Source organism: Bdellovibrio bacteriovorus (genome assembly GCF_001592735.1).
GTDB lineage: Bacteria > Bdellovibrionota > Bdellovibrionia > Bdellovibrionales > Bdellovibrionaceae > Bdellovibrio > Bdellovibrio bacteriovorus_D.
This window is the reverse complement of record NZ_LUKE01000001.1, coordinates 1,092,332-1,104,503: the sequence shown is the minus strand read 5'-3', so window position 1 is coordinate 1,104,503 and position 12,172 is coordinate 1,092,332. Positions and strand designations below refer to the sequence as shown.

General features: G+C 45.0%; 12 protein-coding genes. 6 read left to right on the top strand and 6 right to left on the bottom strand.

Features of this window, described 5'->3' with window-relative positions; translation table 11 throughout:
- Positions 1–26 precede the first annotated feature (26 nt).
- Complete coding sequence (locus AZI86_RS05375) at positions 27–902, bottom strand: hypothetical protein (RefSeq protein ID WP_216635888.1); 876 nt, start codon at positions 900–902, stop codon at positions 27–29.
- A gap of 239 nt (positions 903–1,141) precedes the next feature.
- Between AZI86_RS05375 and AZI86_RS05370 the strand changes: the two genes are divergently transcribed.
- Positions 1,142–1,441, top strand: coding sequence for an ArsR/SmtB family transcription factor (locus AZI86_RS05370; RefSeq protein ID WP_061834041.1), 300 nt, complete (start codon positions 1,142–1,144; stop codon positions 1,439–1,441).
- Between the two features lie 195 nt (positions 1,442–1,636).
- Positions 1,637–2,386: an SDR family NAD(P)-dependent oxidoreductase gene (locus AZI86_RS05365; protein WP_061834040.1), complete on the top strand. Its 750-nt coding sequence runs from the start codon at positions 1,637–1,639 to the stop codon at positions 2,384–2,386.
- Positions 2,387–2,529: 143 nt separating this feature from the next.
- Here the strand turns inward: AZI86_RS05365 and AZI86_RS05360 are convergent, their stop codons facing one another.
- The 3 genes from AZI86_RS05360 to AZI86_RS05350 all read right to left on the bottom strand — a co-directional run bounded on the left by AZI86_RS05360 (position 2,530) and on the right by AZI86_RS05350 (position 5,090).
- A complete protein-coding gene (locus AZI86_RS05360; RefSeq protein ID WP_081111861.1) occupies positions 2,530–3,447 on the bottom strand; it encodes a PAS domain-containing protein in 918 nt (305 codons plus the stop codon).
- Positions 3,448–3,593: 146 nt separating this feature from the next.
- Entirely contained in the window at positions 3,594–4,388 is a 795-nt protein-coding gene (locus AZI86_RS05355) for an SDR family NAD(P)-dependent oxidoreductase (protein ID WP_061834038.1), read from the bottom strand.
- A 9-nt stretch (positions 4,389–4,397) separates the two neighbouring features.
- Positions 4,398–5,090, bottom strand: coding sequence for a type 1 glutamine amidotransferase domain-containing protein (locus AZI86_RS05350; protein ID WP_061834037.1), 693 nt, complete (start codon positions 5,088–5,090; stop codon positions 4,398–4,400).
- A gap of 83 nt (positions 5,091–5,173) precedes the next feature.
- Between AZI86_RS05350 and AZI86_RS05345 the strand changes: the two genes are divergently transcribed.
- From AZI86_RS05345 to AZI86_RS05335, 3 genes are all read left to right on the top strand, one after another.
- Complete coding sequence (locus AZI86_RS05345; RefSeq protein WP_061834036.1) at positions 5,174–6,094, top strand: LysR family transcriptional regulator; 921 nt, start codon at positions 5,174–5,176, stop codon at positions 6,092–6,094.
- A gap of 94 nt (positions 6,095–6,188) precedes the next feature.
- On the top strand, positions 6,189–8,378 hold the full coding sequence (katG, locus tag AZI86_RS05340) for a catalase/peroxidase HPI (RefSeq protein ID WP_061834035.1): 2,190 nt from the start codon (positions 6,189–6,191) through the stop codon (positions 8,376–8,378).
- Between the two features lie 43 nt (positions 8,379–8,421).
- Positions 8,422–9,567: an AI-2E family transporter gene (locus AZI86_RS05335; protein ID WP_061834034.1), complete on the top strand. Its 1,146-nt coding sequence runs from the start codon at positions 8,422–8,424 to the stop codon at positions 9,565–9,567.
- Between the two features lie 30 nt (positions 9,568–9,597).
- On the opposite strand, the gene AZI86_RS05330 is transcribed toward AZI86_RS05335, so the two are convergent.
- Entirely contained in the window at positions 9,598–10,506 is a 909-nt protein-coding gene (locus AZI86_RS05330) for a LysR family transcriptional regulator (RefSeq protein WP_061834033.1), read from the bottom strand.
- Between the two features lie 102 nt (positions 10,507–10,608).
- Between AZI86_RS05330 and AZI86_RS05325 the strand changes: the two genes are divergently transcribed.
- On the top strand, positions 10,609–11,436 hold the full coding sequence (locus AZI86_RS05325) for an SDR family oxidoreductase (protein ID WP_061834032.1): 828 nt from the start codon (positions 10,609–10,611) through the stop codon (positions 11,434–11,436).
- 11 nt (positions 11,437–11,447) lie between these two features.
- Here AZI86_RS05325 and AZI86_RS05320 read toward each other — a convergent pair whose 3' ends face one another.
- Positions 11,448–12,056: a TetR/AcrR family transcriptional regulator gene (locus tag AZI86_RS05320; protein WP_061834031.1), complete on the bottom strand. Its 609-nt coding sequence runs from the start codon at positions 12,054–12,056 to the stop codon at positions 11,448–11,450.
- Positions 12,057–12,172 lie beyond the last annotated feature (116 nt).

Here is a 12,172-nt window from a genome sequence, read left to right as displayed (position 1 = left end):
GAAGAGACTCAAGAGTTTAGTCTTTGTTAGAATGCGGGAGTGTAGGTAATTACGATGAGGCCCCCTGAGGAGTTTCCGCCGGCAGTACGACCCGCGCCACATGCAGCACCATATCCACCTGCGTTGCCTCCTGCACTGGAGCTGCTGCCACCACCTCCGCCACCACTTCCAGGTCCATAATTTACACCTGATACGGTCCAGACAGTTTCTTGGCTTCCCGCGCTCCCAGCACCGTTACAGCCACCACCACCGCCGCCACCTGTTCCGGCAGTGCAGCTTGCTCCGGTACCGCCAGATCCTCCGCCCGTTCCTAAACGATTTGCACCACCGGCTCCGCCGACTCCAGACGACGCTGCTGATCCTGCGCTTCCTGAGTTCGCAGCTCCACCACCACCGCCGGCACCCGAGGCGCCATTTCCTCCGGCAGCACCCGCACCGTTCGGACCAGCGGCGCCACCTCCGCCGCCCCCGGATCCGGTGCCAGCATTACCGCCATTGCCGCCGGAATATTTTGTTGTTCCATAGGAACTTCCCGAAGCCCCTCCCGTTCCTCTTGCAGAGGATGTGGCTCCATTACCGCCTTTAGCCATTAAAGTTGTGGAACTGACAAACCAAGTATCTCCGCCGGCGGTCGCACTCGCGCCACTAGTTCCCGCTGCGCCAACGCTGTAATTGACGGAAGATCCTGGAGTAAGAACAAATCCTGTTGAGCTTGCATAGGCACCACCTCCGCCCGCATACGAAGTGGCAGAACCGGTCGAGGTCTGAAGAGATCCACCACCGCCACCGATCACTTCAACTTTATTTGTGGAGGAAAAGTTTGCCGGAACTGTCCATGTCGATGTGCCAGATGTTAGAACGACAACAACGTCTCCGGTCGCTGTAGCTTCTGGTAATGGCATGAATCCAAATCGGTTTGGAGTGGCATAAACTATGATAGAAAAAAATAAGGAAATTAAAAAAGTACCATAACGATCCATTGTACCCCCAATGTAGCTCCGAGGATATTTTGTCCCGCGGCAGGAAAATTGAAAACTTAAAAAGGTTTTTCTCTACCATGGACTGAATAACTTTTGTTCATCCGGAGTGCTGGGGACGTCGAATTCTAGACAGCTCACGTAATAAGGTGTAAAGTGGGTTCATGGCGACGTCAAAAACAGTCCGCTTGACGGATAAACAATTTGAACTCATTGGAAAGGCTTTGGCCGAGCCTCGTCGTTATATGATTTTAAAACAAATCGGGGCGTGCAAAGGGGACTCTCCTATGCCCTGCAGCGCCCTTCAGGAAGAGCACAACATCAGTGCCGCCACTATGTCTCATCATATTAAGGAACTTGAACACGCGGGTTTAGTGGAAATCACTCGTGAGGGCAAGTCTATGCGTTTATCTGTTCAACGCGAGGTCTTGCACGCGTACCTAGATAAACTTTCAAAAATCTAAATTTCCATAGTCCCCAAAATCTCATGCTTAGCTGCCGAATCGGCGTTTATAGCGAACCTATTGGCTTTAAAACCTTATATTTAGATACTTAGATAATTATCTAAGTGTCACATTGACATCTTTATTTTCATTTCGATATTTGTCTAAGTGTCAAACATAACGCTTGCAGACATCAAGCAAACTAAGGAGCTTAAGATGAAGAAGTTAAACGGAAAAGTCGCAGTGGTGACTGGGGCCTCTAAAGGTATTGGGGCCGCGATTGCAAAAGAATACGCCTCTCAAGGGGCGGCCGTTGTGGTCAATTACTCATCCAGTAAAGAAGACGCCGACAAAGTAGTAAAAGAAATTATCGCCGCTGATGGCAAGGCCATTGCCGTTCAAGGCAGTGTAGCCAAAGAAGAAGATGTAAAACGCATTTTTGCAGAAACCAAAAAAGCTTTCGGAAAGCTTGATGTTCTAGTTAATAACGCGGGCATTTATAAGTTTGGCACTATCGAAGAAGTCACCGAAGAAGAATTCCATCGTCAGTTTAACACCAACGTATTAGGCATTTTACTTTCAACTCGTGAAGCGGTTAAACACTTTTCTGCTGAAGGCGGAAGTATCATCAATGTAAGCTCGGTAGTCAGCACAAGCCCGATGCCGGGGACCGCGATTTATGCTGCCACCAAAGGTGCCGTTGATACCTTGACCATCGGACTTTCTCGCGAACTTGCGGGTCGTAAAATTCGCGTCAACAACATTGCTCCGGGTGGAGTCGATACCGAAGGTGCAAAAACCTTAGGGATGATCGGCAGCGATATGGAAAAACAAATCGTCGCCCAAACTCCGTTGGGTCGTATCGGACAGCCTCAAGATATCGCAAAAATCGCAACTTTCTTGGCCTCTGATGATTCCGCTTGGGTGACCGGTGAACGCATTCAAGGCTCTGGCGGTCTTCGTTAATACTTCAAAAAATTTTTAGAAAGGAGAGGTCCAAGTGGAGCATTTTGTCAGTGAAAATATGGTGGTGCTTTTATTAGCCGCATTTTCAGGCTTGGACCTTTTCCGGCGCGGTTTTTTACAAGTGATGTCCTGGTTTAAAAAAATCAACCTTCTAAAGATTTGTTAGCTTTCATATCAATAGTAGAAGAAAATATTCCTACCGAGATAAGATTGTCGGCATTGTCAAAGATAGGAAAAATTTTAAAGGTGTGGTCTTTGCTTTCAAATGGTTGCGGCGATGTCGTTATCTCGAATTCTTTCATTTTTTCCTTCACAAGGACCACTAAATCTTTAGGAAGATAATCCTCGGCATTTTTTCCGATAAGTGATTCTTTAGAGACACCGAAAGTGTGCGCAAATTTGTTATTGCACTTAGAGATTTTTCCATCTTGATCCTGCACCAATAAATAAAAAGGAGTGGCATCTATGATTTGTTCGACTAACGTGCGAAAGTCTCTTTCAAAAGTGATATCACGAGCCGAAGCAAATCGGACCCCTAGTTCCCGATCCGCAGCTGCACTCCAACTTAGTGTTCTATAACTGCCATCTTTAGTGCGGTAGCGGTTTTCAAAACCTACTTGGCGTAGTCCTAGATTCAGCGCTTCAATGCACTTACGAGTAGATTCCTGATCATCGGGATGGATAAAGTCAAAAAAAGGCGTGGTTAGAAGAGTTTCTTCACTGTGGCCTAGGGCTTTAATAAGTGATGCGCTTACTTTTTTTAAGAAGCCATCGCTGCCGGCGACCGCCATGAGATCACTTGAGATAGAAAAAAAACGATCCAAGGTTATCTGCGAGCTTTCAACTTCGCTTAGCCTTGCTTGGATTCTTTCGTATTCATTTTTCGCTTTTTCCGATTCTAAGTTGGAGGCATGACTTGTCGCGATGCCGAAACAAGCTAAAGAGGGTGCTAAGATGATATAAAGAATGGTGTGTGTGGTGGTTAGTGCGGGCAACATGATGCTTGCTCCGGCATAGAGAGTGGAAAGAAATAAAATTCCAAACAGACAATACAATGTCATTTTGTTTTGAAGCCGCCAAAAGCTGAAATATTCTAGCGTCTTTTTTTTCGCGTTTTGCCCCAATGAAAGCCTCTTTCTATCATTGGATCATATCGAAAACCCGGACCGATTCAAGGGATCTCATGGTCGATCCGGATTTCAAAAGACTAAAGAATAAAAGGAGCAACCCCGCCATCGACTCTTAGACCGGCGCCCGTTGTCGCCGAAGCAAGATCTGAAGAAAGATATGTCACCATACTGGCCACCTCTTCGGTTTTAATAAATCGTTTTATCAAAGATCCTGGACGCGCCACCTTGAAGAACTCTTGTTCTTGAACAGCAAAAGGAGCTTCCGGGGTCGACGAAAGGCTTTTTACAAAAACTTCCACACCTTCAGTCTTAGTGGGACCTGGCAGAACAGTGTTTACGGTTACACCGCTGCCAGCAACGGTTTGGGCCAGTCCGCGAGAGATAGCCAACATCGCCGTTTTTGTCATTCCGTAATGAACCATCTCTGTGGGAATTTGGATGGCCGATTCGCTGGCGATAAAAAGAACGCGTCCCCATTTTTTATCCACCATCTTAGGTGTATAAAAGCGCGACATACGAATAGCGCTCATGACGTTCACGTCATAAAACTTTTGCCAGTCTTCATCGGTGATTTCAAAAAAGGGCTTGGCTTCGAAGATACCTAAGTTATTCACAAGGATATCCACCTCCTTAAGTTCAGCAAATAACTTATCAGCCCCTTTTTTATCTTGAAGATCGGCAACAATGCCTTTTACGTCAGCATCTGGGATTTCTTGTTTAATAAGTTTCACGGCCTCTGCGACCCGGTCAGCGGTTCGGCCATTGACATAAGTTTTTGCACCCGAGGCGGCCAAACCCTTAGCGATGGCAAAGCCAATACCTAGTGTTGATCCTGTGACTAATGCTGATTTTCCTTTAAGTGAGATATTCATAAGTCCTCTTTATTTTTTTAATAGTTTCACGATAGCTTCGCCAACGGATGTCGCTGATGCGGGATTTTGCCCGGTCACTAATCTTTCATCAACAACGACGTGATTACCCCAAAGCTTGGTTTTGGAATACTTACCACCGCGTTTAACAAGTTCATCTTCTAATGAAAACGGAACAATTTTGGTTAACTCTACCGCTTTTTCTTCGTCGTTGCTAAATCCGGCGACATTTTTGCCAGCGATCAAATATTTTCCGTTAGAAAGCTTAAGGTTAATTAAAGCCGCTGGTCCATGACAAACTGCCGCGACCACCCCTTTGCTTTCGTAAATAGCTGCGGCCACTTTAGAAATTGCGGGTTCATCTTTAAAATCCCACATGGTTCCATGACCACCTGAAAATAAGATGGCGGCATATTTTGCAGAATCCACGTTGGCGAGTTTTAGAGTGTTATCTAGCTTTCTTTTAAATTCGGGATTTTCCAGCATGGCTTTATTCACCGGGTCTTTAAGATCTAGGCTGCTGGGATCCATAGGCGCTTTTCCGCCTTGAGGACTAGAAATATCAACCGTGTATCCGGCTTGTTCTAAGACATGGGCCGGATGTGTAACTTCAGAAAGATAATAGCCGGTTGGTTTCCCGGTATGTCCTAATTGAGAGTGGCTTGTAACGACGATAAGAACTTTTAGGGCTGTAGTGGCGATCATAAATGGTTTCTCCTTATGGACTTAATGTACGTCGTTAAGAGATATTTGTTAAATCGCTTCTAATAATATAACCTATTCATGATATGAATATCAGAAACATCGACCTCAATCTGTTATTAGTCTTAAGAGAGCTTTTATTAGAAAAGAACACCGTGCGAGTCGGGGAAAAGCTGGGTTTAAGTCAACCGGCCGTCAGCCACGCCTTAAAAAGACTGCGCGAAGTCTTTGGGGACCCATTGATGGTTCGTGCATCACGCGGATTAGTTCCGACAAGACGTGCGCTGGAACTGGAACCGCAGATTGTTGAGCTGATTAAAAATGCCGAACACCTTTTTGATAAACCCAAGGCGTTTAATCCGAAAGAGTCTAAACTGACATTTAGAATTGCTACGACGGACTACATGGAGCAATTAATTCTGCCGGGTCTTTTAGCGAGATTGGAAGATGAAGCTCCTGGTTGCACGGTGATCACGCGCCCCACTTACGGATCACTTCCTAAGGCTGAAATGGAAGAGGGCCGTATTGACATCGCTATTGCGGGATTTTATCGGGACATGCCTGACAACTTTTATAAGCAGAATATTATCGATGACAACTTTGTCTGTGCTGCAAGACGGGGACATACGCTTTTTAAAGGACCTTTAAGTTTGAAGAAATACGCAAGCGCCAAGCATGTCTTGATATCCATGGACGGGGATATGAAGTCTCGCGCTCAAGCACTATTAAAAAAACAAGGACTTGATCAGCAGTTCGCTGCGGGGGTTTCAAGTTTCAATGCCCCGGGTTGGATTCTTACCAGAACAGATTTGTTATTAACTTGTCCGCGAAAACTGGCAGAAAGTTTTCAGGTGTATTTGCCAATTGAAATCAAAGAACTGCCATTTCAGTTAGAGAAAATCTCTATTGTGCAGGCATGGCATGCCCGCAATCATAAAGACGAAGCGCAAGTCTGGTTTCGCGGATTGATTAAGCAGGTATGTGCGGAGCTCTCTAGCTTGCGATAATGTAATATTGCGCTCGCCAGCAGACTCCACATTTCTTTGGCGAAGAACAGAAATCTCCCTTAGTTTTTAATTGTATAAACTTAAGGAGATTGAAATGGAAACAGAAAAACCTAAGTGCCCGTTTTCCACGGGACGAGTTGCCAATGCCGTGAACAGTTCTCAATCCAACCGTCATTGGTGGCCGAAACAATTAAATTTAAGAATTTTGCATCAGCATTCTGCAAAATCAAACCCCATGGATACAGAGTTTGATTACGCGGCAGAATTTAAAAAAATTGATTATAAAGCGCTAAAAAAAGACTTACACAAACTTATGACCGATTCCCAAGACTGGTGGCCCGCGGACTGGGGGCATTACGGAGGTTTGTTCATCCGTATGGCGTGGCATAGTGCGGGCACGTATCGTACTTTTGATGGTCGAGGGGGATCACGCTCAGGTGGTCAGCGTTTTGCTCCTTTAAACAGTTGGCCTGATAACGGAAACCTCGATAAAGCACGTCGATTACTTTGGCCGATTAAAAAGAAATACGGTCGAAAGATTTCTTGGGCGGATTTAATGATTCTTGCGGGAAACGTCGCTTTAGAATCTATGGGTTTTAAAACTTTTGGTTTTTCTGGGGGCCGCGTTGATACCTGGGAACCAGGTGAGGATATTTTTTGGGGATCTGAAACGGAATGGTTAGGAGATAAACGATATAAAGGAGATCGTGAATTAGATAATCCGCTTGCGGCTGTCCAAATGGGTCTTATTTACGTCAATCCTGAGGGACCGAATGGGAAGCCAGATCCTGTCGCATCCGCGCGCGATATTCGTGAAACTTTCTTTCGTATGGCGATGAACGATGAAGAAACTGTTGCCCTGATCGCCGGGGGGCATACTTTTGGTAAAGCGCATGGCGCCGGGGATCCAAAAAAAGTGGGCGCGGAACCTGAAGGTGCTGAACTTCATCACATGGGTTTTGGATGGATTAATAATTTTGAAACGGGCAAAGGGGCGCATACGACAACCAGTGGTATTGAAGGAGCTTGGAAACCAAATCCCACGAAATGGGATAACGGCTACTTTGATATGATGTTTAAATATGATTGGGAGCTTGTTAAAAGCCCCGCGGGCGCTCATCAGTGGGCGGCAAAAAACTGTGAAGAAAAAGATATGATCCCTGACGCTCATGTTAAAGGGAAAAAACATCGCCCGATGATGACGACAGCCGATCTTGCTTTAAAGTTTGATAAAAAATACGAAGCGATCTCTCGCCGTTACCATAAAGATCCTAAGGCTTTTGCAGATGCATTTGCTCGAGCTTGGTTTAAACTGACCCATCGTGATATGGGACCTTCAACTCGTTATCTTGGGCCGGAAGTGCCGAAAGAAGATCTTATTTGGCAAGACCCGTTGCCCAAGGCCAAAGGCCCTAAACTGACGGCAAAAGATGTTGAAGTTTTAAAAAAGAAAATCCTTAAATCAGGATTAAGCATTGATCAGTTGGTCACAACAGCTTGGGCTTCGGCGTCCACGTTTCGTCAATCAGATATGCGTGGAGGTGCTAACGGTGCGCGTATTCGTTTAGCCCCGCAGAAAGATTGGGAAGTGAACGAACCTAAAGAGTTAAATAAAGTTTTAACTAAACTTGAAGAAGTGCAAACAGCTTTCAACAAAGGTAAAACCAAAGTTTCCATGGCCGATCTGATAGTCTTGGGCGGATGTGCCGCCATCGAAGAAGCTGCCAAAAAAAATGGATACAAGGTGAAGGTTCCCTTTATTCCTGGACGTGTGGATGCCACGCAAGAACAAACGGATATTGAGTCATTTGCCGCCCTAGAGCCTTCAGCCGACGGCTTCCGTAACTTCTCAAAAGAAGGTGCCGGAGAGCACGCTGCTGAAATGCTTATCGATCGGGCCCAATTGATGAATTTAACAGCGCCTGAGATGACGGCTTTGATCGGCGGGATGCGTGCTTTAAATACGAATCATAAAAAAGTGAAACATGGAAATTTTGACTCTAAGCCAGCAACGCTGACAAATGCCTTCTTTGTGAAGTTGCTGGATATGGGAACTGAGTGGAAGCCATCATCTGTTCCGGGTGAATACATTGGAATTGATCGTAAGACCGGAAAAGAAAAATGGTCGGGAACGCGAGTGGACTTAGTTTTTGGATCAAACTCTGAATTGCGTTCATTATCCGAGGTTTATGCGGCGGATGATGGCGAAGAAAAGTTTATCCATACCTTTATTGGCGCCTGGGCCAAAGTTATGCACGCGGATCGTTATGATTTGGGTCTATAATTAAATGTCTTGAGAGTTTTTAAGATAAGGCGAAGAATCGGTCATGACTGAAAATTCGCCTGCAAAATATCTTATACTGCCTCTTTGGATCTTAGCATTTTTATCGGTAGGGACATTGATTCACGCCGCCCCCGGGGTGTTTTTGTGGGTTATTTGTTCCCTGCTTTTATTTGCGCTGCTAGATCCGTGGTTTGATTATTTGAAAAGCCATAAAGTCCCCGGGCCCATAGCGGCGTCAGCGCTGATTGTGGTCTCAGTACTCGCATTTGTGTTACTGATCACAATCTTAGGATATTTTTCAGCCGGAATTTTATATGAATTACAGGAGTCAAAACGCGCCCTGATTCAGTACTATAATTCTTTAAATGATAATATTAAGCATTATATCGAAACGTTTAGCAGTATTACGAAAGACGTTTCACCGACGCAACCGACCGTGGGACCTAAAATTCAAAAGGTGGAAGTGATTGAAGGTTCCATTTTAGGCGGTGAAATGGGTACCACCCTGATGCATGGCTTAGGCAGTGCGGTGACGGTATTAACATACACAATATTAGTGCCCATTTTGACCTTGTTCTTAATGCTCTCCAGACAAACTTTTGCACTTATTGTACCCCTTGCTTTTGCCGAACCTCAACGTGCCCAGAATATGTGGCTAAAAATTATTGCTGCCAATCGAGCCTTCTTTTTAGGAAATCTAGTTCTGGCGGCAGTCAGCTTTCCATTGTTCACGGTCCTGTTCTTTGCCTTTTCTTTAAAATCCCCGCTGACCATGGCAGCTCTATCAAGTGTGTTTAATCTTGTGCCTTTTTTAGGAGCGGTACTTGCGGGTTTTTTACCGACGCTGGATTTGATTTCCCAAAATGGAAGTCTTGCCATGACGCTCTTGTTGTTTGGTTTGTGTATTTTGATTCATTTTATCATCGCAAACTTTATTACCCCGCGAGTGTTAGGTTCAAAAGTAGATCTGAATGCCGTGGTGTCCACCATTGCCATCATCGTGTGGGGAGAACTCTGGGGTCCCGTTGGCATCCTTTTAGGTATTCCCATAACTGCCACCATCAAAATTATTTTTGAAGAGTCCGGTTACCCATGGCTGCATTGGATTGCCGCGCTGATGAGTGAGCAACCGGACAGAATTTTAAAACTGGGAGCTGGGCGAAGACTTCCAACGGACAAAACAATCTAAAGAACGGAAAGCGGGCTTTAATGATTTGGGTTATATAGTTGCGGGCTCAAGGCCCGGGAATTCTCTCACCATTTTCACAAATGCTTTTGCCGCGGCGGATTTATTTCTGGAGCTAGGATAATAAAGGCTTAAGGCAGGATACGCCGGAGTCCAGTTTTCCAGACAACGAACAAGAAGTCCCTGCTTGATGAATTTAGCGACGGACCACTCGCTTTGGTAACTTAGGCCAATACCTGATAATGCCGCACTTAATGAGATCATGTCATCGTCAATAATAACTGAACCGGGGACATCAATTTTAATATCTTTCCCCCGCGACTCAAACTCCCATTGGTAAATCGCGCCAGATCCAAGTCGATATCTTAAGCACTGGTGATTAAGCAGATCTTTAGGGTGCTTTGGTGTGCCGTGAAGTTTCATGTATTGCGGACTTCCTACCACGGCAAAACTAAGAGTGTTGGGGCCGATAGGCAATGCGACCATGTCTTTGGCGACCAGATCGGAACCCCTCACACCGAAATCATATCCATCCTTCACGATGTCAACTAGGCGTGAGTCCGAAGTAATATCAATGGTGACTTGCGGGTAAAGTTTAATAAATTTTTTAATATATGGCATCAGCACATAAGTTGCCGCAGCTGCAGAAATATTAAAGCGAAGTTGCCCGCTGGGTGTTTCTTTGAAATCGTTGGCAGACTCAAAGGCTTTTGCAATCTCATCAAGTGCGGGCTCGATTCGTTGTAAGAAAGAAGTTCCGGCTTCAGTCAGGGCGACACTTCGAGTTGTGCGATTTAATAAACGCACTCCCAGTTGTTTCTCAAGCTGATTTATCTGATGCGAAAGGGTTGAGGCTGAAATATTTAGCTCTGCGGCGGCCTTCCTAAAGTTGCGACGTTTAGCAACCATGCGTAAGCCTAATAACTCGGGGATAGAATACATGGGATCTCCATTGTTCGAATTTATTGCATAATCTGTGCAATACTATTCGCTTATATAATACATCAAGGAGGCGTAATATTGAACTTGTAATGGAGGTTCAAAATGAAAAAGACAGTGCTTATTACCGGTTGCTCTTCTGGCTTTGGTCGAACGACCGCGATCTATTTCGCCAATAAAGGATGGAACGTCATCGCAACCATGCGAAACCCGGAAAAGGACACATTTTTGAAAGACATTTCGGGGATCCAGATTTTACGACTTGATGTCGAAGATCGACAGTCCATAACGACAGCCCTAGAGCAAGGTGTCGCCATGTTTGGCAGCATTGATGTCTTGGTGAATAATGCGGGGTTTGGACTTTTTGGAGTGTTTGAAAGTACTCCGCCTGAAAAAATCAAAGAGCAATTTTCGGTAAATGTATTTGGTCTTATGGACGTAACACGAGCCGTTTTGCCGTACATGCGTAAGCAGGGAAGTGGCACCATCATCAATATCACTTCTGGTGCTGGCATATTTGGGCTGCCGTCGTCTTCGTTATACTGTGCAAGTAAATTTGCGGTGGAAGGCTTTTCAGAGTCTCTTTCGTATGAGCTGGCTTCTCAAGGAATTAAGGTCAAATTGGTAGAGCCCGGAGGCGTTGTATCGACTCAGTTTGGTGCCAGAGTTGCCAAAGAGGCATTGGCTGTTGGAATTGAATCTTATAAAAGTTATGAAGAAAAGACCGCTCAGTTATTTGCGAATATGCGCCTTGAACGGCGAGGAACAGAAGAGCAAGTCGCAGAGTCTATTTTTGAAGCGGCCAATGATTCAAGTTACCGACTGCGCTATTTGCCAACGAAAGATATTTTACCTTGGGTGACAGCCAGACGCGAGTCAAACGAAGAGAGTTATATATCGTTGATGCAGGACAGTTTTAAAATTGGCAGATAGAAGCCGGTGGTTCAGGCCCGTGGCGTTTCTGATCTTGTGAACTGAGAGATCAGAAATTGCCGGCCTGACTCTAATATCTGTAAAGCCTTGGCGCGATCTTTCATCGTTCGCGCCATTGACAGCGTGCCGACCAATCCCGAATAAAGATTCTGCGCCTTAAAATAGCTTTGTTCGGGAGTATCTTCCGGAAACTGCTGATGAAGGGCCTTCGCAAAGAGCGCGTAAATGCGATCCATATGATCTTCATAAATCGCCCGGTGAGCCGCCTTACTTCTGTTCATATCACTGCTTAGGGACGTGAATGCGCAGCTGTTTTCAATATCGGTCAGACTATTTTCAGAAAGATGTGCTTCAATCATTGTGCGTAAGGCTTTGGGCCCATCGCGGTTGATTATCAGTTCAGTGATTTCTTCTAAGCGAGTCAAATCATGGCTGACAGCGTGGGCGAACAAATCATCTTTTGATTTGAAGTGACTGTAAAGCGCACCCCGCGTAAGTCCCATATTTTTCATAAGATCTTCAGAAGCAGATCCGCTACGACCATTCTTTTTAAAATACGAAATCGCATTTTCCAAAATCACACGTCTTAGCTTTTCCTTTTCGCCCTTTTTGGTCTTCATAAATTTATTATAATACAAAATAGCATTAAAACAAGACGTATTATACAAGCAATTTCAAATACTTATGAGATATAAAATTAACACATTGCTTTTAATACAACATTGTATTAAAAATA